Annotated in this window: 22 protein-coding genes, 1 tRNA gene and 1 pseudogene; 9 read left to right on the top strand and 15 right to left on the bottom strand. The window is 68.4% G+C overall.

The window, feature by feature from the left end; all coding sequences use genetic code 11:
- Nucleotides 1-56: 56 nt before the first annotated feature.
- The 4 genes from EPL00_RS02565 to EPL00_RS02550 all read right to left on the bottom strand — a co-directional run bounded on the left by EPL00_RS02565 (nucleotide 57) and on the right by EPL00_RS02550 (nucleotide 2,483).
- Nucleotides 57-605: a GMP synthase subunit A gene (locus EPL00_RS02565; protein ID WP_135851983.1), complete on the bottom strand. Its 549-nt coding sequence runs from the start codon at nucleotides 603-605 to the stop codon at nucleotides 57-59.
- A gap of 59 nt (nucleotides 606-664) precedes the next feature.
- A complete protein-coding gene (locus tag EPL00_RS02560) occupies nucleotides 665-1,105 on the bottom strand; it encodes a VOC family protein (protein WP_135851984.1) in 441 nt (146 codons plus the stop codon).
- A 94-nt stretch (nucleotides 1,106-1,199) separates the two neighbouring features.
- A complete protein-coding gene (locus EPL00_RS02555; RefSeq protein WP_135851985.1) occupies nucleotides 1,200-1,820 on the bottom strand; it encodes a hypothetical protein in 621 nt (206 codons plus the stop codon).
- Nucleotides 1,821-1,937: 117 nt separating this feature from the next.
- The gene (locus EPL00_RS02550; protein ID WP_135851986.1) at nucleotides 1,938-2,483 is read right to left on the bottom strand and encodes a DUF7097 family protein; all 546 of its coding nucleotides are present in this window, start codon (nucleotides 2,481-2,483) and stop codon (nucleotides 1,938-1,940) included.
- A gap of 127 nt (nucleotides 2,484-2,610) precedes the next feature.
- Between EPL00_RS02550 and EPL00_RS02545 the strand changes: the two genes are divergently transcribed.
- The gene (locus EPL00_RS02545; protein ID WP_202932530.1) at nucleotides 2,611-3,855 is read left to right on the top strand and encodes an MFS transporter; all 1,245 of its coding nucleotides are present in this window, start codon (nucleotides 2,611-2,613) and stop codon (nucleotides 3,853-3,855) included.
- A 14-nt stretch (nucleotides 3,856-3,869) separates the two neighbouring features.
- Here the strand turns inward: EPL00_RS02545 and EPL00_RS02540 are convergent, their stop codons facing one another.
- Nucleotides 3,870-4,085 (bottom strand): UPF0175 family protein, encoded by a 216-nt coding sequence (locus EPL00_RS02540; RefSeq protein WP_135851987.1) that lies wholly within the window; start codon nucleotides 4,083-4,085, stop codon nucleotides 3,870-3,872.
- 270 nt (nucleotides 4,086-4,355) lie between these two features.
- Between EPL00_RS02540 and EPL00_RS02535 the strand changes: the two genes are divergently transcribed.
- Nucleotides 4,356-5,864, top strand: a complete 1,509-nt coding sequence (locus EPL00_RS02535) for an alpha-isopropylmalate synthase regulatory domain-containing protein (RefSeq protein WP_135851988.1) — start codon at nucleotides 4,356-4,358, stop codon at nucleotides 5,862-5,864.
- Between the two features lie 422 nt (nucleotides 5,865-6,286).
- On the opposite strand, the gene EPL00_RS02530 is transcribed toward EPL00_RS02535, so the two are convergent.
- Nucleotides 6,287-6,568, bottom strand: a complete 282-nt coding sequence (locus tag EPL00_RS02530; RefSeq protein ID WP_135851989.1) for a hypothetical protein — start codon at nucleotides 6,566-6,568, stop codon at nucleotides 6,287-6,289.
- 99 nt (nucleotides 6,569-6,667) lie between these two features.
- Here EPL00_RS02530 and EPL00_RS02525 point away from each other — a divergent pair, with 99 nt between their 5' ends.
- Entirely contained in the window at nucleotides 6,668-7,174 is a 507-nt protein-coding gene (locus EPL00_RS02525; protein ID WP_135851990.1) for a TspO/MBR family protein, read from the top strand.
- A 113-nt stretch (nucleotides 7,175-7,287) separates the two neighbouring features.
- Nucleotides 7,288-7,683 (top strand): hypothetical protein, encoded by a 396-nt coding sequence (locus EPL00_RS02520; protein ID WP_135851991.1) that lies wholly within the window; start codon nucleotides 7,288-7,290, stop codon nucleotides 7,681-7,683.
- A gap of 37 nt (nucleotides 7,684-7,720) precedes the next feature.
- Here the strand turns inward: EPL00_RS02520 and EPL00_RS02515 are convergent.
- Nucleotides 7,721-8,961 (bottom strand): annotated as a pseudogene (locus EPL00_RS02515) (RNA-guided endonuclease InsQ/TnpB family protein).
- Nucleotides 8,962-9,087: 126 nt separating this feature from the next.
- Nucleotides 9,088-9,173: transfer RNA gene (locus tag EPL00_RS02510), tRNA-Ser, on the bottom strand.
- Nucleotides 9,174-9,275: 102 nt separating this feature from the next.
- Between EPL00_RS02510 and EPL00_RS02505 the strand changes: the two genes are divergently transcribed.
- From EPL00_RS02505 to EPL00_RS02490, 4 genes are all read left to right on the top strand, one after another.
- A complete protein-coding gene (locus tag EPL00_RS02505) occupies nucleotides 9,276-10,226 on the top strand; it encodes an AAA family ATPase (protein WP_135851992.1) in 951 nt (316 codons plus the stop codon).
- Nucleotides 10,227-10,350: 124 nt separating this feature from the next.
- Nucleotides 10,351-10,953 carry a response regulator transcription factor gene (locus EPL00_RS02500; protein ID WP_135851993.1) on the top strand — a complete coding sequence of 201 codons (603 nt, stop codon included), beginning with the start codon at nucleotides 10,351-10,353 and terminating at the stop codon, nucleotides 10,951-10,953.
- A 63-nt stretch (nucleotides 10,954-11,016) separates the two neighbouring features.
- Nucleotides 11,017-11,175 (top strand): hypothetical protein, encoded by a 159-nt coding sequence (locus EPL00_RS02495; protein ID WP_162224130.1) that lies wholly within the window; start codon nucleotides 11,017-11,019, stop codon nucleotides 11,173-11,175.
- 186 nt (nucleotides 11,176-11,361) lie between these two features.
- On the top strand, nucleotides 11,362-11,691 hold the full coding sequence (locus tag EPL00_RS02490) for a hypothetical protein (protein WP_135851994.1): 330 nt from the start codon (nucleotides 11,362-11,364) through the stop codon (nucleotides 11,689-11,691).
- Nucleotides 11,692-11,703: 12 nt separating this feature from the next.
- Here EPL00_RS02490 and EPL00_RS02485 read toward each other — a convergent pair whose 3' ends face one another.
- From EPL00_RS02485 to EPL00_RS02460, 6 genes are all read right to left on the bottom strand, one after another.
- Nucleotides 11,704-12,204, bottom strand: a complete 501-nt coding sequence (locus EPL00_RS02485) for a DUF7519 family protein (protein WP_238398109.1) — start codon at nucleotides 12,202-12,204, stop codon at nucleotides 11,704-11,706.
- 43 nt (nucleotides 12,205-12,247) lie between these two features.
- Nucleotides 12,248-13,525 (bottom strand): DUF58 domain-containing protein, encoded by a 1,278-nt coding sequence (locus EPL00_RS02480; RefSeq protein ID WP_135851996.1) that lies wholly within the window; start codon nucleotides 13,523-13,525, stop codon nucleotides 12,248-12,250.
- On the bottom strand, nucleotides 13,522-14,322 hold the full coding sequence (locus EPL00_RS02475; RefSeq protein WP_135851997.1) for a DUF7269 family protein: 801 nt from the start codon (nucleotides 14,320-14,322) through the stop codon (nucleotides 13,522-13,524). Before EPL00_RS02475 ends, EPL00_RS02480 begins: the two co-directional genes overlap by 4 nt.
- Nucleotides 14,319-15,329, bottom strand: coding sequence for a DUF4129 domain-containing protein (locus tag EPL00_RS02470; RefSeq protein WP_135851998.1), 1,011 nt, complete (start codon nucleotides 15,327-15,329; stop codon nucleotides 14,319-14,321). Before EPL00_RS02470 ends, EPL00_RS02475 begins: the two co-directional genes overlap by 4 nt.
- 501 nt (nucleotides 15,330-15,830) lie before the next feature.
- Complete coding sequence (locus EPL00_RS02465; protein WP_135851999.1) at nucleotides 15,831-17,489, bottom strand: hydantoinase B/oxoprolinase family protein; 1,659 nt, start codon at nucleotides 17,487-17,489, stop codon at nucleotides 15,831-15,833.
- A complete protein-coding gene (locus EPL00_RS02460) occupies nucleotides 17,486-19,537 on the bottom strand; it encodes a hydantoinase/oxoprolinase family protein (protein ID WP_135852000.1) in 2,052 nt (683 codons plus the stop codon). The genes EPL00_RS02465 and EPL00_RS02460 overlap by 4 nt, the downstream gene beginning before the upstream one ends.
- Nucleotides 19,538-19,770: 233 nt before the next feature.
- Here EPL00_RS02460 and EPL00_RS02455 point away from each other — a divergent pair, with 233 nt between their 5' ends.
- Nucleotides 19,771-19,923 (top strand): hypothetical protein, encoded by a 153-nt coding sequence (locus EPL00_RS02455; RefSeq protein WP_162224129.1) that lies wholly within the window; start codon nucleotides 19,771-19,773, stop codon nucleotides 19,921-19,923.
- A 76-nt stretch (nucleotides 19,924-19,999) separates the two neighbouring features.
- On the opposite strand, the gene EPL00_RS02450 is transcribed toward EPL00_RS02455, so the two are convergent.
- Nucleotides 20,000-23,296 carry a type 2 lanthipeptide synthetase LanM family protein gene (locus EPL00_RS02450; RefSeq protein WP_135852001.1) on the bottom strand — a complete coding sequence of 1,099 codons (3,297 nt, stop codon included), beginning with the start codon at nucleotides 23,294-23,296 and terminating at the stop codon, nucleotides 20,000-20,002.
- Between the last annotated feature and the right edge of the window lie 33 nt (nucleotides 23,297-23,329).

Genomic DNA, 23,329 nt, shown 5'->3' with positions numbered 1-23,329 from the left:
TTCGGCGGTTCAACGGTTCAGCGGTTCGGCGCTCCGGCGATTCGTCGCTCCAGCGGTCACTCGCAAATCGCGCGGAAGTTCTCGAACACTTCTTCGCCCTCCTCGGTGTGGGCGACCTCGGGATGCCACTGGACGCCGTACAGGTCGCGGTCGGGGTCGGCCATCGCTTCGACGCCGCACACGTCGCTTCGGGCGGTTCGCGTGAATCCCTCGGGGACCTCCTTGACTTCGTCGGCGTGGCTGGCCCAGACGCGGGTCTCGGGCGCGAGCGACCCGACCAGCGGGTCCTCCTCGTCCAGAATCTCGACGGTCACGTCGGCGTAGCCGCCGTACTCGCCTTCGCCGACTCGGCCGCCCAACTCGTCGGCGATTACCTGCATGCCCAGACAGATGCCCAGCACGGGCACGTCGAGGTCGAGGTAGTCGGCGCAGTTGCCGATATTCTCGATGTCGGGACCGCCCGAGAGGACGAGTCCGTCGGCGTCGATGTCTTCCGCCGGAGTCGTGTTGTCGATAATTTCGGTCTCGACGCCCATGTCCCGGAGCGCGCGATGTTCGAGGTGCGTGAACTGCCCGTGGTTGTCCACCACGACGATGCGAGTCATTGCCCGAGCGTAGTGAGTAGGCCCACAAAAGCAGTTCGAAGACGCGACCGGAGGTCACGCTATCGACCGAGCGATTCGGGGTCGAACCGGGAGTTCTCGCCGCCCCACTCCTCGCGGTCGGTCGCGGCGCGCGTGTCGAGGTAGACCTCCAGTCCGTTCCCGTCCGGGTCGTCGAAGTACAGCGCCTTGCTGATGCCGTGGTCCACGGGCGAGACCTCGACGCTGCGCTCGCGGAGTCGTCGGTACGTCTCGGAGAGCGCGTCGGCGTCCGGGACTTCGAACGCGGCGTGGTAGAGACCGACGCCGCGGCCGGGGCCGGGCGCGTCGTCGCCGAGGCCCTGCAAGGCGAGGTCGTGGTGCTGTTCGCCCCACGAGAGGAAGGCGTAGTCGCCGACGCGCTCGGTCACGTCGAGGCCCAGCACGTCGCGGTAGAACGCTATCGCTCGGTCTACGTCACGGACTTTGAGGTGGACGTGGCCGAGTTCGGTCGCGTGACTCATAGCTCACGTCCGTCGGTGAGCGAGAAAAGAACTCGCCTCTTCGGGTGCCCACCCCGGCCGACCGTCCGTTCTCAGAGATGCGGTTTTCGGGGATTCAGTTGCCCGCAGTTCCGTTTCCGGTCGTCTCGCTGTTCGAGGAGTCCTCGAAGAAGCTGACTATTCGCTCCTTCTCGGTGTACTCCCGGAGTCGTTCGGGCAGTTCGTGGACCGTCACCGTCGCGTGGTCGCCGCAGTACTCGCCGCCGGAGATGCGGTAGAGCGTCCGGGGTTCGACCGGCCGTTCGAGGTGGACCCGCGTTCGGTTCACCGCGCCGATACCGTCCCCGTCGCCGAAGAGTCCGGTCGTCTCTGTCGGTTTCACCACGAGGGCGTCCCGAGCGCGCCACTGTTTCTCTTCCTCGGGGAAACAGCGGGGTGGCGGCCGCACGCCGGGCTGAATCGGGTCGCCGACCGCGACGATGCGGTAGAGGAGGTCCGAACGAAGCACGTCTCCCACCGGAAGCACGGCCTCGAAGTAGTCGATAGCGCCCGTTTGGTCCCGGTCCTCGCTGGTGTCACGGCGCTGGTCTGCGTCGGCCAGTCCGCCGGTCGTCTCGCTTTCGTCCACTCCTCGCGCGCGGAACCCGAATCCGGTCAATCCGGAGAATCCCGCCAGTCCTGCGCCACTCGCCCGCCGAAGGAACGAACGCCTGTCGAAGGTCGAGTCGTCGGTCACGTGCGTGGAAGGGAAGGCACGCGAATAAGGGTTGTTGCCACCGCCGTCCGGCGGGTGGCCCGCTCTCCGGCGGCCGGTATCTCGTCGCCGACCGGTTCGCTACTCGTCGTCGGTTCGTTACTCGTCGCCGTCGTCCGCGTCGCCCACGTCGAACCGCTCGGCGGCCGACTCGAACCCCGCCTCGCGCTGTTCGCGCGAGCGTCGGCCCTCCTTCTCGGCGATGGCCTCGGGGTCTGGGTTCGCGTCGTCGTCGATGCGCGCCCACGACTTGTGGACCTTCGCGTGGCACCACCGACAGAGGAGGACGGTAATCTCGTGGCCGAGCGTCTCGCCCTCGCTGGCGTACGAGAGATGGTGTTCTTCGAGGAGTGGCCGTTCGTCCGAGTGGGCCATCCGGCGCTCGCCGAGTCCGCACCGGACGCACTCGCGCTCACGGTTCCGGCATCGGTAGTGGGGGCACTCCTCCCAGTCCCAATCCCCGTCGGGGTCCGCCGCCGGACACCGCAACTCGTCACGGCGACGTTCGCGGGCGAACTCGGGGTCCTGCTCCGGATGCTCGAAGGCGTAGCGACACTTGCCCTCGTCGGTGAGGTGGTCACAGACCCCTGCGTGGTCGTAGGGGTCGTCCACGCCGACCGGGGTTCCGGTGGGCGTCTCCTTCATCGCCAGTGGGTTGTGCGGCGTCGAATATAAGCGTACGGCGATAGCGGCCGACTCGGCCGAATTATTACGACTCGCCCGATTCGGTCTTAACAGGACATATCAGGAGCCACGAACGTCCTTCCGGCAGATGACCGAACGTGGGCGCTCCGGGCGACTCCCCGAGTCGGCCGTGTTCAAGTACTACCTCTACAAGGCGACGAAGGCGGTGGAGTTCTACCGCCCCGTGATGTATCTCTACTTCCTCGCGCAGGGGCTGTCGTTCACGCAAATCGCCCTTCTGGAAGCGGCCTACAACGTCACGACCGTCCTCGGCGAGGTGCCGACCGGCTACGTCGGCGACCGCATCGGGCGGCGCGACAGCCTGCTGGTCGGGACCGGCGTCATCGCGGCGACGCTCGTCGCCATCGGGTTCGCGGAGTCGTTCCCCGCGCTCCTCGGCCTCTACGTCTGCTGGTCGATGGGCTACAACTTCCGGTCGGGGAGCGAGGACGCGTGGCTCTACGACACCCTGACCGACGACCTCTCGGAGGACCGCTTCTCGCACGTCCGCGGGCGCGGCGAGTCGGTCTCGCTGTTGACGGGCGTCGTCGCGGCCGTCGTCGGCGGCTACCTCGGGAGCGTGGACCTCGCGTACCCCTTCTTCGTCGCCGCGGGCGTCACCGCGCTCGGGCTTCCGGTCCTGCTGTCGCTGTCGGACTCGGAGACCTACGAGGAGACCGACGACGAGGACCTCTCGCTCGGCCGGAGCGTCCGCATCGTCCGCGAGACCGTGACGAACCGGCGGATTCGAGCGTTCGTGGTCTACTACTACGTCCTGTTCGCCGCGGTCCTCTATCTCGTCTTCATGTTCGTCCAGCCCATCTTCGAGACCGTCGTGATAGACCTCGGCGTCGCGCCGGGCCGCGTCGAGTCGCTACTGGGCTGGTACTACGCCGGGATAAGCCTCGTCGGCGCGGCCGTCAGTTACTACGCCGGAGCCATCAAGAAGCGAATCGGTCTCCGGACGTGGTTCCTCGTTCTCCCGTTCGCGGTCGGCGCGGCGCTGGCGGGGATGTATCTGGTTCCAGTCCTCGCGCTTCCAGTTCTCCTGCTCGCGCGCGGTATCGCGGACACCACCCGCGCGCTGGCCAGCCAGTACGTCAACGACCGCACCGAGTCGCTGGGTCGGGCGACGGTCCTGTCGGCGATGGCGATGGTCAGCGGCCTGACCGTGATTCCGTTCCAGTTGGCCAGCGGCGCGGTCTCGGACTTCTCGTCGCCGTTGCTGGCGCTGGCGATAGCCGGAGGAGTGCTGGTAGCCGGTTCGCTGGCCGTCCTCGCGTGGGAGGTTCCGGTGGCGGCGGACCGGCCGACGGCCGACGCGAGCGAGTAGGGTCAGCCCTTACTCTACGTCCGATTGCCGAGATTCGCTACGTCGGATTCGAGGTCCGTTTCGTCGTAGTTCTGGCGGACATCGCGCTCGTTGGCCTCCGTCATCATCTCGGCGATACTCAGTCCCGCGATGTCGGCGGCCCCGCGCATGCCGACCTCACCGTGACGGTACTTCGCCAGCGCGAAGCGAACGAGTTCCTCGTCACTCTTTCGAGAAACGACGTTCTCCATACCCGTTACAACACGATGGGAGGTAATATACTTGAACAGACGGATTCGGGTCCGACAGACCGGCCTGTCACAAAGGCCCCCTTAACTACTCCCCCGTGAAAGGGACGGCGTGGTCAATCATGGCCAGTGAACGATTTATTCGGGGGTTCCCCGAATAACACACCTCCCGCAGACGGCGACGCACAGGACGGAGAACGCGCGGAACGACGCGACCGCGACGGAGAGCGGACCGACCGGCGCGAACGCGACCGGCGACTCGCGGACCGCGAGGTGGCACTTCTCGACACGACGCTCCGGGACGGCGAGCAAGCGCCGGGCGTCTCGCTCACCCCCGCCGAGAAGGCCGAGATAGCGACCGCGCTCGACCGCGCGGGCGTCTCGGTCGTCGAGGCCGGGAGCGCCTGCACCGGCGACGGCGAGCGCGAGACCATCGAGCGCGTGGCGGGACTGGGCTTGGACGCCTGCGTCACCAGCTTCGCGCGCGGCGTCCAGCGCGACGTGGACCTCGCGCTCGACTGCGACGTGGACGGCGTGAACCTCGTCGTCCCCGCCAGCGACCGCCACGTCGAGGAGAAGGTGGGCTCCTCGCGCGACGAGGTGGTCGAAACGACCGAGGAGTTGGTCGCGTACGCCCGCGACCACGGCCTCTGGGTCGAAGTCATCGGCGAGGACGGCTCGCGGGCCGACTTCGAGTTCCTCGAAGAACTCGCCGAGGCCGCCCACGACGCCGGAGCCGACAGGTTCTGCTTCGCGGACACGGTGGGCCACACCGGTCCCCAGCGGGCCTACGAGGCGGTCTCGCGGCTCACGGAGTTGGGGCCGACCAGCACGCACACCCACGACGACCTCGGCCTCGCGGTGACGAACGCCCTCGCCAGCGTGGCGGCGGGCGCGGACCTCGTCCACGCCACGGTCAACGGCGTCGGCGAGCGCGCGGGCAACGTCGCCTTAGAAGAGGTCGCCATCGCGCTCGACCACTGCTACGGCGTCGAGACCGCGGAGACGACCGAACTGTACGACCTCGCGCGGGTCGTGGCCGACGCGACCGACGTGCCCCTCGCGCCGAACAAGGCGGTCGTCGGCGAGAACGCCTTCGCCCACGAGTCGGGCATCCACACCGACGGCACGCTGAAGGACGAGCGGATGTACGAACCCTACCCGCCCGAGAAGGTCGGTCGGGAGCGACGCCTCGTCCTCGGCAAGCACACCGGCCGGGCGGGCGCGAAGGCCGCCCTCGCCGAACACGGCGTCGAGGTCAGCGACGACGAACTCGCGGCGGTCGTCGCGCGCGTCCAGCGACTCGCCGAGCAGGAAAAGCGCGTGACCGACGCCGACCTGCTCGCCATCGCCGACGACGTGCGGGGCCGCGAGCGCGACCGGCGCATCACGCTACTGGAACTCACCGCGACCAGCGGCGGGCCGCAACCGACCGCCAGCGTCCGCCTCGACGTGGACGGCGACGAGCAAATCGCCAGCGGCACGGGCGACGGCCCGGTGGACGCCGCGGTCAGCGCGGTCCGCGAAGCGGTCTCGGACTCGCGGGACTCGGCGGCCGTCGCGGCCGAGGCCGACCTCGACTCCTACCACGTGGACGCCATCACCGGCGGCACGGACGCGGTTGTCACGGTCGAAGTCGAGATGTCCCGAGGAGACCGCTCGGTGACGGTCCGGGCCAGCGACGGCGACATCACCCGCGCCAGCGTCACCGCGATGGTGAACGCGCTGGACCGCCTCCTCGTGGCGGACGACGAGGCCGACCCCGCGCCCGCCGACGACTGACGCCCCGACACAGACGTAGCGTTTCAAAAGCAATATTTTTCATTTCCCTAACACGGTAGCGGAACCTCGAACACTTCGATAGCGGTCCGTTCCGGACGCGCGAGCCGACCGGCGGGCCGACGACCCGCCGGTCGGCGGACGCTCGGTGACGCAGACGACGGGACGCACTCGACCAGACAGGTCAGCGAACGCTCGACCGGTCAAACCACCGGCAGACGCTCGGTCGAATAGACCACTGTCGGGTGGGATAAAGGGGCCGCCCGCTCGCGTGCAGTGTAGTCGTCTGAGCGACCTCTCTCCGACGCAACTACGTCCGTCGGAGATGTCGTTCAGCGACCGCGAGCGGGCGGGGGCTTTCGAGGCGTTCACTGCGACGTTTTCGGCGGTCTCGTTATCCAATACGTCGTTACAATTCTCGCGTGTCACTCCTCGTCTCGAAGCGCCTCGGCGATGGCCTCCAACTCCGCCTTCCGGAACGAACTCGGGGCCTCCTCGGGGTCGTCGCTCTCCAACTCGCCGACTTTCCACAGAATCCCGGCGCGCATCCGGGACTTCGACGGACGGCGGTTCGTCTCCGCCTCGTAGTCCACGGCCTCGCAAATCGCGGCGAGCGCCTCCTTGGTGAAGCCGGTCGATTCGACGCGCTCGTACCGGCCCACTGCGGTCCGAATCTCGTTTCGGAGGTCGTCCACGGTCGGTGACATACCGACAGCAACGAGGAGACCGGTGCTGAAAGTTCCGATACCCGACCACGATTTCCCGGACCCTCCATCTCTTTCCTCCTCGGCGTCCTACAGGGACTCATGAACGTCACCGAAACCCTGCGCGGCGGCGACGGCGAGGGGGTCGATTGGACACTCCTCGTCGGAAGCGTCCTCGTCTGCCAACTCGCCGGAATCGTCCCCTCCATCCTCACGGCCGACGAGGTGGCGACGTGGTACCCGACGCTGGCCAAGCCCGCGTTTACGCCGCCGAGTTGGCTGTTCGGCCCGGTCTGGACCACGCTCTACCTGCTGATGGGCGTCGCGCTGTACCTCGTCTGGCAAAGCGACGAGGGCCGACTCCGCACCGTCGCGCTCGGGGTCTTCGGCGTCCAGTTGGTCCTGAACGCCGCGTGGACGCTGACGTTCTTCGGCGCGCAGGCCATCTTCGGCGGACTGGTCGTCATCCTCGTCCTGCTGGCGACGATTCTGGCGACGATGGCGGCGTTCGCCCGCATCGACCGGCGCGCGACGGCCCTGCTGGTCCCCTACCTGCTGTGGGTCGGATTCGCCACCGCGCTCAACTACGAACTCTGGCGACTCAACTGAGCGAGCGTAGCGAGTCGTTACTCTCCGCAACCACTGCCTGATTCCGATTGGCCCGCGATTACCCGCCGTATTTCCGGTCCATAACAAAGGCCGACGGCGGCGTCGCTGGCGTCGTGTCGAACAGCTCCTCGACCTTCGCCGTCGGCGGCGGTCGCTTCGCGGTCGGCGCGGACCGACTCGGCCTGCTCGTACTCCTCGTCGTCGGGAAACTCCTCGACGCGGTCAGCACCGTGACGGTCCTCTCGCTCCGCGACGACGTGTACGAGTCGATGTGGCTCACGCGGACGCTGATGGGCGAGTTCGGGATGGTCGAGGGCGTCCTCGTCACCGTCGTTCTCGCCGTCGTCGGCGTCGCTCTGCTGGCCGAGAGCGGGGAGGCCGTCGCCCGACTGGTCCCCGACTCGTGGGCACCCGACGGGTATCCGGCGGCGTTCCGGGTCGTGACGTACTCCTCGGCCGCGGTCTGGTACGGATTCCTCGGAGTCCACAATTTCATGTTCCTGTTTTAAATGAAGCTCCTGCATCGAAAACGCCGAGAAGGAGATATCAACTGTCCGCGAGGGACTCGTCCGCGAACTCGGCCTCGAACCCGTCGGGGTAGGGGGTGAATCCCCCGGTCGGCGTCAGCGTTCCGGACTTGAGGGCGCATCGACCGACGCCCGTCCGCCGTGACGACTGAAGGCCGCGACGGACACACCGCAATCCGACGTTCTTCGCCGCGTTGTAGTCGGCGTTGGCTTCGTTCTTGCAGTTCTGACAACGAAAATGGTCTCGCCGAGGGCGATTTCGCTCCGAGGTGTGACCGCACTCCGAACATCGGCGAGACGTGTACTCGGGGTCTACCTCGACCGTCTCGATACCGAAGTCGCTCGCTTTGTAGGCCACGAACTCGTGGAGTCGTCGAAACGCCCACAGGTGAAACCAGTTCGCCTCGGGAAGCGTTTCGCGAATGTCGGTCAGGTCCTCGAAGGCGATGGTCCCGCAGTCGTACTTCCAGGCCTCGGCGACGATTCCTTTGGCGACGCAGTGGAGATAATCTCGGACGTATCGACGCTCGCGCTCGCCGACCCGCTTCAGTGTTCGACGTGCACTCCGGGTCCCTACTTGCTGGAGTCGCCCACGGCGCTTTTCGAACTGGCGACGCCGATGGTCGAGTTCTCGACCGGAGAAGAACGCGGCCGTACTCGTGACCGCGAGATTATCGACGCCGAGGTCAACCCCGAGAACCGCTCCGTTCTCGGCGGTGTCGTCGGCGCATTTCGACGGTCGGCGAAAGCCCAGATGGAGGAAGAAGTCGCCGTCCCGAACTGTTAGGGTACTTTCGGTCAGTTCCCACGTTCGTCGTCCAGATATTCGAACTGATAGCCGTCCGAGTCGTCGGGAAGTGCGAGGTCACACCGAACGCGACTCTCGACGGTCGTGAGCGACACTGACCCGTCTTCGAACAGCGTCATCGTCCGGGCGTCGTATCGGACTGTTGGGGCCGTAAAGTGGGGTTTCGAGGTTCCGATTCCCTTCTCGCGCTGTTCGAGACACGTCGAAATCGCTTCTGCGACTTGATGCGTGGCCAGAACCGCGTGCTGGCTACTCAGGCCGGTCCGCTCGCGGATGTCGTCGTAGGCAAGCGATTGAATCGCTCGCTTGCCGTCGCACGAATCCCACGCCAGATTCGTCGCTATCTGGCATCCCTGACGCCACTGGTCTATCGTCTCTTCGAGGAGTCGCCGGTCGCGCTCCTCGACTTCGAGTCGCGTGACGGCAGTTCGGTGGTCGTACTCCTCGGCCACAGCAAGTGTTCGAAGCCAGTCTTACTTGACTATTTCGACTACAGTGCGGGGCTGAATGACTCTCCACGAAGATTTTCACTCGAAAATAGCAATAACAGCAACTGATAGAGTGGAATATTGGAAAAGCGCCGAGGAGGCGATTTGAACGCCTGTGTCCGTAGAGGACAGTTGCTCTCGAAGCAACCGCCTTGGCCAGGCTAGGCTACCTCGGCTCACTCCACCCTACTGCCCTCTCGGACTTAGTGATTTCGATTCCGAACGCTTCAGTCAGCTTACCGTCACCTTCAAGCGGGCGGGCCGCCACCGAGGAGCGTATGGACGTAACCGAGGCGAACGAGCAGTGCGAAGCCGTCCTCGACACCATCGGAAGCGCCGTCATCGCCGACCGCGAGTTCCTCGAAACCGTACTCTTGGGCGCGATGGCTGGCGGACACGCCCTGCTGGAGGACGTGCCCGGCACCGGCAAGACCCTGACCGCCAGAAGTTTCGCGTCGGCGCTCGGCCTCTCCTTTTCGCGGGTCCAGTTCACGCCGGACCTCCTCCCCGCGGACGTGACCGGAACGCACGTGTTCAACGAGGAGGACCGCGAGTTCGAGTTCAACGAGGGTCCCATCTTCGCGAACGTCGTCCTCGCCGACGAGATCAACCGCGCGCCGCCCAAGACCCAAGCCGCCCTGCTGGAAGCGATGGAGGAGGGCCAAGTGACGGTGGACGGCGATACACATGACCTCCCCCAGCCGTTCTTCGTCATCGCCACGCAGAACCCCGTCGAGCAGGAGGGAACCTTCCCCCTGCCCGAAGCGCAGGTGGACCGCTTCGCGGTCAAGTCCTCCATCGGCTACCCCGAGGTCGAGGGCGAGTACGAACTCCTGCGCCGACGCGCGGGCCGGAGCGAGCAGAGTCCGTCGGTCGGCACCGTGCTGGACGAGCAACTCGTCACCGAACTCCGCGCGGTCCCCGAGGAGGTCCGCGTGGACGACGACCTGCTGGAGTACATGGCGAACGTCGCGCGCGAGACCCGCGAGGACCGTCGCGTGCAGGTCGGCGTCTCCCCGCGCGGGACTCAACGCCTCTTCGAGGCGACCCGCGCCTACGCCGCGATGAACGGCCGGGAGTTCGTCACTCCCGACGACGTGAAGCGCGTGGCCCACCCCGTCCTCGCGCACCGCGTGGTCCTGACGCCCGACGCGCAGGTCAACAACGTCTCGAAGTCCTCCGTCGTGGACCGCGTGCTGGACGACGTGCCGGTGCCGACGGTGGAGTAGGAGCGCGACCGGGGCGGCGAAACCATCACATATCGGTACTTTCCTGAAGAGTGTAAACAACGGTTCGGATATTAAAAAGTATGAATAAAATATATGCCGGGGTGAATTACTACTTTGAATCGAAATGGGTGCCGAACCGCAGACGACGGCAGACGCTTGCGCCCGCGACTCAAGCGCGCTGTTAGTCGGCGAAGTCACGGAGGCGTGTACCGGGTGGTTGTCGAGTGCGAACGTAACGACCGCCGACGACGGCGAGACCGCGCTTGCCCTCGCCGACGCGAACGTGGACGCGATACTGATTCCCCGACACTGCGCGGACATGCCCGGTGAAGAACTAGTCTCGAAGCTTCGCAAGCGCGGTATCGAGGCACCCGCGGGAGTGGTTCTCTCGGCGGACGCCGACATCGAAGTACTCGAACTCGGATTCGACGAGTGCGTTCGTCGGCCACTCACCGAGCGGAAGGTCCGGACGATTCTGGGCAGACTCGTCAGGCGACAGACGTACAACCGACTCCTCCGGCGGTACTACCGGCTCGTGACCTGTCGGAACGACCCGACGATACGTGGCGGCGAGAAAGCGCAGGTCGGTACCCGAGCCCGAATCGAGGCGGAGTTGCGAGACGTTCGAAACCAGCTCGCGGAAATCGAGGACGAGCTGACGCCCGGCGAGTACGAGGCCCTGTTTCGGGACCTCCGGCAAGCCTTGGACGAGGCAGGCGGGAACTGACTCGTATTTCACTTTCACTCCGCTTGGCTCGCTTTTATATCAACTCGGCGACCAACCCGAGGTATGGACGAAGACGCCGCGGGGGAGGCAGGCGAGAAGTCGGAGTCCGGGACCGACGAGGAGAACGGCGAACGACCCGAACTCTCGGACCTCGACCCGAACGCCGAGGAGCAGGCCCGGAAGGTCGAGCGCCAGTTGCGACGGCTTCGATTACAGCGGTAGCAGGGGACGCCGCAGGTGTACGTTACAGAGTCCTAAACTATAGGGTTCGGGGCCGAATAGCCCGAGAAAATGTCGGCGAAGACCCGTCCCGTACGTGCTTCCCTCCTCGGGAGACGAAGGACACACGCACTGAGAGCAGTCGCGCTCGCGCTGGCGCTCGCGGTCTTCTATTCGATACCCTTTGCCGTGGTCCGATTCGGAACCCTCCCCGACTGGTACCGACCGAATCTCTATCTCGCATCGGTCGGCGCGAGTACGTTTGTCGGCGCGGCGGTACACGGCTACTACAACAGCGGTCTACTCGTGAGTTGCCTCATCGCAGCCATCCAGTTCGTGCCGGTCGGGTTCGCGTTCACGTCGACGAGCACCGCCGTCGGGGACCCGTCGGTCGCGTTCGCGCTCGGACTCCTCTTGTTCGCGGCGGGAACGTACGGTGCGGTCGTCGGGACGGTCGGCTTCCTCGCGGGCGTCGGACTCCGGGAAGCAGTCGGAACATCCCGAGGAGTCGCGGAGTAGTCCGCGACCCACTCAGTTCCGGAGCGCCGAGGTCAGCACTACCGCGGCCAACAGCAGGAACACGAGCGCGGGCACCGGCTGGCCGCCCGACGAGACCAGATAGATGCCGTAGCCCAGCGCCCCGGCACCGACGCCGACGACCGTACTCCCCGCGGCGTGAGTTATCTCCAGTTGGGTCGTGTCGGCCTCGCGGCCCAACTGTTCGCCGACGTTGATGGCCTGCTCGCCGAAATCCCACGCGAGTACCGTGGCGATGATGCCCGGCAAGAGGAGATACGGCGCTCCCGAGAACAGGCCGCCGACTAACGCGGCGACGAGCAGTGCCGTCGCGCCGAGCGTGATGGCCCGCCGAGAGCCGCGGACGACGCCGAGCGCGACGACGGCGAGTCCGGCGACGCCGACCGCGAGCGCCGTGCTGGTCGTGAGCGCGCTGGTGCCCGCCGCGAGCGCGGCCGCGCTGACCGCGAGCGCCGACGAGAGACGGGCGGGCGAGCGGTCGATTTCGCGGGTCACGCGACACCTCCTGTCACTCTCTTCCACCAGTCGGTGTCGCTCATCACGCGACACCTCCTGTCACTCTCGCCATCCGAGCCAACGCGACGCCCAGCTGGTCGTCTACGTCCCAGTCCACGACGTGAACCCCGGCCTGTCGAAGCTCCGAGACGCGGTGCTTGCGCTGGGTCCGGGCGAACCGCTGGCCCGCAGTGTCGGTCGCGGTCGGGTCCGGGCTGACGACGGTCACGAGGTGGCCCTCGGCGTCGAGCCGCCGGGCGACTTCCGGCCCGAAGTCGTCACAGAGCGGCGTGACGAACACGACCTGCGTCGAGGCGGGCAGGCGCTTGCGAATCTGCTTGAGCCGCGTCGTCGGGTAGAACATCCCGTCGCCGGGCGTCGGCGCGAACGCGGGGTGGGTCGCCAGCAGACTCCGGGCGCGGGCCTGATGGTCGTGGCCAGCGCCGGGCGCGAGCCAGCACGACTTGGGACCGAGCGCGGCCAGTCCCACGCGGTCGCCCGCGTCCAGTAGCTTCGTCACCAGCTTGCCCGCGGCGTCCACGCCGTACTGGACCGCGTTGCGCGACTCGGCGTCCCGAGCCAGATACGCCTTCTCGCGGGTGTCCACGAGGACGACCACGCTCGCGGCGCGCTCCTCGCGGAAGTCGATGGTGGTGACCTCGCCCGTGCGCGCGAGGCGGTTCCAGTCCACTCGCGAGATGGGGTCGCCCGGCCGGTACTCGCGGGTCGCGTGGAACTCGACGCCCGACCCGCCCGCGTCGGTCGTGACTCGGCCGGTGTACTGGGTGGTCTGAGTACGCAGGGGCACGTCCACGGTCGTCCCCAGCTTCGGGACGCACCGGAGTGCGGTCTCGTCGCCGACCTCCTGTTCGACCTCGATGGCACCGCTAAAGTCCCGAACGATAGCCGTCGCGGGGTCGAACTCGTGGTCGCCGCGCTCGGCCTCGACCGCGTAGGTCAGCGTCGCGGACTTGCCGGGTCGGAGCGCGGTCCCGAGCCGAGCGGACCCCGAAACGACCGGCAGGGCCTCGGGCACCCCGTCCACGACGCGCACGTCCGCGAGCATCGAGTCGCCGACGTTCTCGACGGTGAGCCGCACCTGCACCTCGTCGCCGGGCAGGGGTTCGTCGTCGCTCACGGTTCGGGTCACGTCAAGTGACGGGTCGGGCGTGCCCGCGGTCCGGGCGTAAGCCGCGAACGCGACGCCGACGACGCCCGACAGCAGGACGAGCGGCCGACTGAACAGGACGCCGAGCGCGCCCGCCAGCAGAGCGACGCCGCTGATACCCCGCCAGCGGTTCGTCCGACGAATCGACTTCACGCTCCGGCCTCCGTTCGGTCCGCGTCGTCGGGACTCGCGTTCCCTCGGTCGGCAGTCGCGTCGCTCCGGGCGGTCGCGTCGGTCGAACCGGCGCTCTCGTTCGCGGAGGCGTCCGAATCGCGGTCACCCGACGCGGCGTCCGTCGTCCCGCCACCGAATCGGTTGTCGCTCCCGTCCGATTCGCTTCCCCCACCCGCGTCGTCTGCCGTGGTCACGTCGCCGGGTTCGACGCCCGCCTTCCGGGCGACGGCGTCGGCGGTCCGGCGAATCCGGTACTGGAACGGCGACTCGGTGCTGGCGGCTATCTTCAGCCGGTCGAACAGCGGCGGCGACGGGGCGTCGTCCCCGCCGAGGAGTGCCGCGGCGTGGGGGTCGTCGGTCCACGTCCCGGCCTCGACGCGCTGGCGGGCCTCCTCGCGCGAGCAGTTCTCCCGGTCGGCGACGGCGGTCAGCGCCGCGGTTTCGAGCGTCTCGCGGAGGTCGGCCCGCTCGCGGATGAGGTTCCGGCGCGGTCCCGAGCGCAACTCGGCGACCGCCCGGTCGAACTCGTCGCCGGGCGTGGGCATCGCTTCGACGGTCTCCACGTCGTCGGTCTCGGCGGCGTCCAGTTCGGTCGCCATCCGCGAGCGACCGACGCGCAACGCCTGCATCAGCGCCAACAGACCGACGACGGTGACGGCGGCGTAGCCGGTGCCGATGGCGGCCGCGAAGCCGGGGACGAACAGCATCAGCAGGCCGACCGTGACCGCGACGACGCCGATGGTCGTCAGAATCGGGTGGCTGTTTTGCTCGCTCATTCGTCGTCACCTCCCGACTCGGCGTCGCTCTCCTCGGAATCGCCGGAGTCGTCGCGGAACATCTCCGCCCGTCCGGCGTACTCGCGTTCGATACGTCGGAGGGCGTCGAGCGCCTGCTCCTCGCGCTGTTCGGTCGGCGACTCGCCGCCGTACCGGACCTCCTCGAACAGCGTCGTGAGTCGGTCCACGTCCTCGCGGGCCATGCCCGCCTCGGCCGCGGCGGCCGCGAACTCCGAGGGCGTGCTGGACTGGGGGTTGGGCACGTCGAGGTGGTCGGTCATCTCCCGCCACGCGCGGAACACCTCGTTGTCCACGTCGGTCGTCGTCTCGATTCGGTCGGCCGCCTCGCCCGCGGCCCGACCGACCGCGCGCACGTCGGTCTCGTCGCCGGGGTCGGCGAACTCGTCGTCTTCGTCGGGCTCCTCGCCGCTTGAGGAGACGAACAGGAGCGCGACGGCGGCCACGAGCGCGACCCCGAGTCCGGCCAGCAGGAGGATGGAGGGGTCGGTGACGCTCGTCCCGGTCGAACCGCCGGGCACGCCGCTCCCGCCCTCGGGGACGAGCGAGACGTTCCCTCGGTCGAAGAACGCACTCGTCGCCTCCGGTGCCGGGTCGCTACAGACGGTGAGGATGGCGTGCGCGAACAGGAGCGGGATGCCCACCGGCCCGGCGTAGGCGACGACGCCGAGTCCCCCGAGTCGCCGGTAGGCGACGTACGCGCCGCCCGCGAACCCCGCGAGGAGAAGCCCGATGGCCCACCACGTATCGAGTACCGGGTAGCACGGGAGGTCCAGCGGCGGCCCGACATCGCCGCTCGACGACTGGTTGCCCAACTCGAAACTGGGCTGACTGCCGTTCGGTGCGCCCGCGTCGGAACTCGGCTGGCCGACGCCGAACCCGCCCGAGCCGTCGGTGACGACCGCGGAGTTCAGCGTCGCGGCGGCGATGCCGATAGCGACGACTGCCAACAGCGCGAGTACGACGGGGCGTACGGTATCACGGTCCACGAGGGTAGGTTGCAGGATTGATAACTTAGTGGTTCTGCCTTCCGGTGGCTATTCGGGTGTCTCCGAGTCGGTTCCGTCGTCGTCGGCGGTGCGGTCTCGGTCGTCGGACTCGAAGTCGCAATGCGGTCTCGGTCGTCGGACTCGAAGTCACAATTGCGGTCTCGGTCGTCGGAGTCCGTGGCTGTGCTGTCGTTGTTGCGTTCTCAGCCTCCGGAATCGTCGTCTGTGCTGTCGGTGCTGTCGGAGTCGAGGTCGGAGTCGGAGTCGGGGTCGTAGAAAGCCCCCGCACGCTCGCGGTCGCTGACCGACATATCCTCCGCTCCCTTGCTCGCGGTTCCACCGCTCGCAAATCCGGCGCGAAGCGCCGCGCAACCGCTCGCTCCGGATAGCGGTCGGTCAGACGACTACACTGCACGCGAGCGTGCGGCCCCTTTCAGTCCACCCAAACGGCGGGTGATTGGCCGAGCGTTCGCTGGTGAACGAAAATGATAGCTTCAACGACTACTCGCGGTCGCCGACCTTCTCGTCCTCGCGGTCGCGCTTTCTCGCGTCCGAATCGCGCTCGCTCGGGTCGCCGTAGCCGCCACCGCCCGGCGTCAGCACCGTCACGGTCGTCCCGGCCTCGACCTCGCGGGTCGTCTTCGCGCCGACGCGCTCGCCGCCGAGGAGGTTCGCCCCGAGCGCGCCCTCCTCGCCGCCCGCCCGACCTTGGGGCGCGTGACGGCGGCGTTCGGTCAGGAGCGAGACGGTGGCGGCCTCCTCGACCGTGACCGAGCGTTCCAGTCCCAGTCCGCCGCGGTGGCGGCCGTCGCCGCCGCTGTCGGACCGGAGCGCGTAGCGTTCGACTCGGAGCGGATACTCCGCTTCCAGCGCCTCGACCGGCGTGTTCAGCGTGTTGGTCATCCCGACCTGCACGCCGTCCATGCCGTCCTTGCTCGGGCGCGCGCCGGACCCGCCGCCGATGGTCTCGTAGTACGTGAAGTTGCCGGACCGACTACCAACGATGAGGTTGTTCATCGTGCCCTGTCCCTCCGCTGGCACGCGGTCGGGCACCGCCTCGGCGAGCGCGCGGAACACCGCGTCGGTCACGCGCTGGCTGGTCTCGACGTTGCCGCCGACCACCGCGGCGGGCGCGGACGGGTTCAGCAGACACCCCTCCGGCGCGCTGACCGACACCGGCGCGTAGCACCCGTGATTCGGCGGAATCTCCGGGTCCGTGACCGACCGGACGACGAAGTAGACCGCGCTCTTGGCGACCGCCAGCGGCGCGTTGAGATTGCCCGCCACTTGGTCGGCAGTGCCCGCGAAATCGACAGATAGTGAGGCTCCGTCTATTTCGACCGTCACCTCGACGGGCACGTCCTCGTCGCTCACGCCGTCGCCCTCCAAGAAATCGGTCGCCGAGTACCGGCCGTCCGGCAGGGCTCGGAGTTCGGTCTCGACGCGCTCGCGGGAGTAGTCTCTCACCGCGTCGAACGCCGCCAGCAGGCGGTCGCCGTGGTCGGCCAGCAGTTCGCCGACGCGCTCCTCGGCGCGGTCGTTAGCCGCCAGTTGGGCGCGCAGGTCCGCGCGGCGCTCGTCAGGCGTCCGGACGTTCGCCAGCAGGAGGTCGCGCACGTCCTCGACGACCTCGCCGCCCGCGACGAGGCGGACCGGCGGGAGGCGCAGACCTTCCTGATAAATCTCTCGCGCACCGGCGGGCATGCTTCCGGGACTCATCCCGCCCACGTCGGCGTGGTGGGCGCGCGAGACCGCGTAGCCGACGATTTCGCCGTCGGATTCGTCGGGCGCGAGCGGCGACACCAGCGTCACGTCGGGCAGGTGGGTCCCGCCAGCGAAGGGGTCGTTGACGACGAAGGTGTCGCCGGGTTCGGGGTCGCGGTCCAGCACGGCTTCGACCGCCTCGGGCATCGCGCCGAGATGGACCGGGATGTGTTCGGCCTGCGCGACCATCCGGCCCGCGGCGTCGAACAGCGCGGTCGAGCAGTCCCGGCGCTCCTTGATGTTCGGCGAGTACGCGCCACGAATCAGGACGCGGCCCATCTCCTCGGCGACGCTCTCCAACTGATTCCGGAGTATTTCGAGTTCCACGGAGTCGATGTCGGCGTCGTCGGTGGTGTCGGCGTCGTCGGTGGTGTCAGTATCGTCGGTATCGGTCATTTTTCGCCCTCCCGTTCCAGCACCAGCGTCCCATCGGCCTGTACCTCGGCGCGCCACTCCGGCGGCACGACCACAGTACTGTCGTCCTGTTCGCAGATTGCGGGTCCCGCGAGTTCGCGCCCGGCCGCGAGCGCCTCCCGGCGGAAGACGGGCGTCTCGCGGACCTCTCCCCCGAAGGTCGCCTCGCGCTCGCCGACGCGCGCCTCGCCCGCGCTCTCGTAGGCCACCGCGGGCGTCTCGCGCGCGACGGTGGCTTGCACCCGGAGGCCGACGAGTTCGACCTCCTCGTCCATCCGGTAGCCCGAGGAGGCCGCGTGAACGTCGTGGAACCGCTCGGCCATCCCCGCCGGGTCGAACTCGTCGCCGACCGCCACCGATAGCTCGAAGCTCTGGCCCGCGTACCGGAGGTCGGCCTCTCGGGCGATTGCGGCGGCGTCGGGGTTCCGCAGGTCCGCGCGGGCCTCGTCGGCGAGTTCCCCGAGGACCTCCTCGATGCTCTCGGAATCGGCGTCGGCGAGCGGCGTCCGGTAGGTTCGAACCGCGTCGCGGGTCTCGTCGGCCGCCAGCAGGCCGAACGCCGAGAGGACGCCGCAGGCCCGCGGCACCACGACCCGGCCCACGTCGAGGCGGTCGGCCAGCGCCGCGGCGTGCATCGGTCCCGCGCCGCCGAACGCCGCCAGCGCGAAGTTACGCGGGTCGTGGCCGCGCTCGACCGTGACCGCCCGGACCGCACGGGTCATGTTGGCGTTCGCCACGCGGTAGACGCCGCGGGCCGCCTCGACCGGTCCCGACAGGTCGGCCTCGTCGGCGAGGTCCGCCAGCGCCTCGCGCGCCGCGTCGAGGTGTAGGGAGAGTTCGCCACCGAGCGCGGTGTCGCCGCCGAGATACCCCAACACCGCGTTCGCGTCGGTGACGGTCGGTTCGGTCCCGCCCTTCCCGTAGCAGGCCGGACCGGGGGTCGCGCCCGCAGACCGTGGCCCCACGCGGAGCGCGCCGCCCGCATCCACCCACGCGACGCTCCCGCCGCCCGCGCCGACGGTCGTCACGTCCACCATCGGGACGCCGACCGGCCGGTCGGCGATTTTCGCCTCGGTCGTGCGCTCAACCTCGCCGTCACGGACGAGGCTCACGTCGCTGGAGGTCCCGCCCATGTCGAACGTGACGAGGCCCGACGAGTCCGCCGCTCCTTCTGACGTGGCGTCCGCACTGTCGTCTCTCGCGGCCGCTCGCCTCGCGGTTACGTCCGCGCCAACCACGCCCGCGGCGGGACCCGACAGACAGGTCGTCACGGCGTGTTCGCGGACGGTCGCGGCGTCGGCGATGCCGCCGTTCGACTGCATCACGAGCGGTGCGGGGAGACCCGCCGACTCGGCGCGCTCGACCAATCGACCGAGGTAGGCGTCGATTTTCGGCGTCACGTAGGCGTCCACGACGGTCGTCGCGGTGCGCTCGTACTCCCGGAACGCCGCGAGGAGTTCGTGGGAGGCCGAGACCGGCGCGTCCAACTCGTCGCGCAGGATTCGGGCGACGGTCTCCTCGTTGCCGGGGTCGGCGTAGGCGTGGAGCAGGGAGACCGCGACGCTCTCGGCGTCGGTCTCGCGGATTCGGTCCGCGAGGTCGCGCACGTCCTGCGGGTCGGGAACGCGGTCGATTCCCTCGGGCGTCGCGCGCTCCTCGACCTCGAAGCGTCGGCGGCGCGGGACCAGCGGGTCGGGCTTCTCGGCGTCCAAATCGTAGAGGGCGGGGCGGTCCTGTCGGCCGATTTCCAGCACATCGCGGAATCCCTCGGTCGTGACGAGCGCGGTCCGCGCGCCGTCGGACTCCAGCAGCGCGTTGGTCGAGACCGTCATCGCGTGCGAGAAGTCGTCGATGGCGGCGGGGTCGAGGTCGGCCGTCTCGCAGGCCTTCCGGATGCCGTCGAGGACGCCCTCGCTCTGGTCGTCGGTCGAGGGGACTTTCGCGGTGACGAGGCGCTCGTCGGCGGTCAACAACGCAACGTCGGTGAAGGTGCCGCCCACGTCCGCGCCGACGCGGATTCGGTCGGTCACGGTCGGTGGCCTCCCGGAGAACGGTAGTCTCGTCGGTCGTTCATGCGGTTCGAGTGGCGCTACACGCGGTAATAACTGGTGTTTGCGGTAGTCCGAATCGGCGGGGGCGACGCCGCGGGGGAAATCGGAGTCCGTGCGAGCGACGCGGATGGGTTCTCTCCCTCGACAAGATATTTTAATCTAGATAGCTAGCAAAAACTTTTATTGATAACATACCTCAATATTGAGACGCAATGGCACGAGACATCAGCCAGTCGCTCGAATCGCAGTACGAACCGTCCCACACCGAAACCGACGACCGCGCCGTCATCGGCGAGACCAACTGCTACCTCTCGACCGACCCCATCTGTGGCAGTTCGGGCGAAGACGACGAGATGGAGTTCTGAGCCGCGGTCGAACCGCCGAGGAGTTCTCCTCGGTTCGCTCCCCCTCGACTCGCCGAGACCACGACGAAGCCGTTTCTCACTCCAGTCGCGTCACGTTCGGCAGTCGCACGTCTACGTCCGCCTCGCGCGCTTCCAACTGAAGCGCGACGTAGCCGACGCCCGCGATACCCGTGAACAGTCCGAGGCGGGGGAGCATCGGCAGGTGGTTCGACAGTCGGAGCCGACCCTCGCGCTGGCCGCGGTCCAAGGTCCGCCGGAACAGGGCTTCGCCGCGGGCCGCGAGCGACGAGTCGCCGACTACCTCGCCCGCGTCCAGCAGGAACAGCGCCCGACCCGCCGACCCACAGCACAGCGAGTCCTCGCGGCTCGGGTCGGGTCGCAGGTCCTCGCGGACGACCGAGAGGTCTCCCAAGTCGCCGACCGCGCCCCCTTCGCCAACCGCGTCCTCCTCGCCGACAGCACCGTCCTCGTCGGCCATCGCGTCGGCCACTGCCACGCGACCGGTACCGACGCCGACCGCGCCGTTGCACCAGCCCCAAATCGTCGCATTCTCGTCGCTCCCGGCGCGATTCCCGTCGCGTCGCCACAACTCGGCGTCGAGTGCGAGCGCGTCGCGTCCGACCTCGGCGTAGGTCTCCTCGCCGGTGACTTCTGCGAGTTTCACGAGCGCGTAGCCGACGCCGCCGACGCCGTGCGCGAAGGCGAACCGACGGTCGGCGTCGTCGCCGTCCCCGGCAGTCGGCACGCGGTAGCCCGCGTCGGTCTCGACGGCGGCGTCCAGCAGGTGGTCGCCACACCACCGCGCGCGGTCGAGGGCGGCCTCGTCGCCGGTTCGCTCGTGGACCGCCAACTGCGCCAGCAGTTCGCCCGCGGACCCGGCCATCACGTCGAGCGTTCGGTCGTCGGCTATCTCCTCGCGGGTCGTCAGCCCCGCGGCAGTCCGGGCGCTCGCCACGAGGTCGTCGTCGTCCAGCAGGTCGCCCGCGACGAGGAGACCGTAGGCGACCGACCCCCGGCCGTCCATCCCGCCGAGGCCCAACCGGGCGACCTCCTCGGCATCGTCGTCGCTCCCGTCCGTCCCGTCGCCGCTCTCCTCGACCGCCGACCGGACCGGTCGCAGGATTCGCCGACTCCGGTCGGCGAGGTCGTCGTCGTCGCGGACCGCGGCGACCGCCGCGAGAAAGAGACCGACGCCGACGTGGCCCCGATAGAGGTCGAGCGTCGGTTCCCGGACGCTGAACTGACCGGTCGGCGACGACCGCGCCAGCTCCGCCCACCGGAGGCTCCCGTCGGGGTAGCGCGTGGTCGCGTCGTCTATCCGGGCCACGACGTTCGAGACGACCTCTCGGGGCGAGTCCGCGGCGACTATCGAGTTCTCGTCGTCGTCGGGCGCGGCCACGGGGTCCGAGACCGTCGCCCCGGTGAACGCGAGGTCCACGAGTCGAAGCTGAGTTTCGACGCGGTGGTCGTCCAACTCCGAGACGCGGCGGCGAGCGTGGTCGAGCGGCGACTCCGCGACGGTCACGCCCTGCGGGTTCCCGCGCCCGTCGCGCAGTTCGCGGCCGGTCGCCGGAACCGTGAACCGCGGAATCGTGAGCCGCCGGACGGCGTCTTTCTCGGTCGAGACGAGCTTCCAGAGATTGGCCTCGTCGTCGGCGCGCGGGACGAATATCGCGTACAGCGACTCCAGCGCGAGCGACCGGGCGGTCCCCGAGCGCAACTGCGACGAGTAGAGGCTCTCCGAGAGCTTCGAGGCGTAGTGGCTGGTCGGCCGCGGCAGGTAGCGTATCGGGCACTCCTCGAAGGCGGCGAGCGGTCCGTCCGGAGCGAGGAACCGTTCGCGGTCGGCGAGTATCGCGTCGGTCACCGCCCGGAACCCCCGCTTCAGTTCGGCGAGATTCGAGGAGACTCCTCTGACCTCGCCGTCGAACCGCGGGAGGTTCCGGCCGCCGGGTCGGTAGGGCTTGTCGAAAGTCAACTCCATCGCGTCGGTGTTTGGGTGATGGAAGTTCGGCCGCTTCTCCCGGCGCTGTTCGTCGGCGAGGTCGGTCAGCCCGCCGGTCGTCTGGTCGTCCTCCGGGCCGCCAGTCTCGCCGGTGAAGGGAATGAGGACGGTGTTCAGCACCGACTCGCCCAACAGCGAGTCCATCGCGGGCGAGACCGGCTTGTTCGAGGAGCCGACTCGCGGGGAGAGGACGGTCTCTTGGTCCACGATGACGGGGTGTTCGCCCATCGCCACGAGGTTGTCGTGGTGCAGGTCGGTCGAACCGAGGAGAAACGCCAGCGCGGTCAGCGCGCCCATCCGCTCGTAGTATCGGCCGACCGCGGCCGCCGAGTCGCAGGGGCGGTGGGAGACGTGTTCCATCCAGCCGTAGTCACCCCGGTCGAGCGCGGTCGGCGCGTACAGGTCCGGAACGTCGGCGTGGCGGTTCGTCCAGTCGAGGAGGTCGCCGAAGGCCGCCTCGCCGCCGACCGACCGGGGCTTGTAGACGACCGAGCGGGACTCGAAGTCGAGTCGGAGGACGATTTCGCCCTCGCCGTGGGGGTCGTCCGAGAAGGTCGCCACGTCGCGCAGTCGGCCGAGTGGTTCGCCGTCGCTGTCGTCGCCATCGTCGTCGCCCTCGCCGAACGTCCGCGAGAGGAGGTCCCGGTCGGCCGCGAGTCGGTCGTCGAGTCGGCGGACCATCCCGCGCCACTGGTCGGCGACGACCCCGAGCAGTTCCAGCAGGACGGGGTACTCCTCGAAGACGGGTTCGTAGTCGGCGTTCCGAACGTCGGCGACGAACTCGTCGTAGACCGCGGTCAAATCGGTCGCCGCCGAGAAGTCGGTGTCGGGGTACTCGCGCTGTTGGTGAGTTTTGAACAGGATGAACAGGGGATGCTGGAACGTGGTCGTCAGTCGCTCGAACAGCCAATCTTCCAGCGACTCGACGGCCGCGGGGTCGTGGTCGGCGTCGAGCGACACCGACTCGCACACCGCGGCGGCCAGCGGCCCGAGGAGGTCCACGAACGGCGCGTCGGCGTGGCGCTCGCGGAGCGGTCGGACCGCCTCGGCGTCGAGTTCGACCGCACGGTCCGCGACCTCCTCGGCGGTCCGGAGCGCCGCGGGAATCGAGTCGTCGGAGTCGGGCGTCCCGGAACCCGAGCCAGCGTCACGAAGATGCTCGCGGACACTCTCGACGCTCTCGACGCTCTCGTCGGCGAGGTCGAGTCGTTCCCGAAACTCGTCGTCCCCGTCGAAGATGTCGCGCCACGTCGCGAGGAGGTCGTCGGGGTCGAACTCCGGCGGGAGCGAGCCATCGGTGGTCGGGTCGAGCGTCGCGGTCAGCGGCCGCGACCGGGCCGCACAGTCGGCGAGGAGCGTCGGGCGCATGGATGACTCGACAGTGGTCGGGGCACGGTTTAA

It is taken from the genome of Halorussus salinus, assembly GCF_004765815.2.
Classification (GTDB): domain Archaea; phylum Halobacteriota; class Halobacteria; order Halobacteriales; family Haladaptataceae; genus Halorussus; species Halorussus salinus.
The sequence above is the reverse complement of the archived record's forward strand: the minus strand, read 5'-3'. Positions and strand labels throughout refer to the sequence as shown.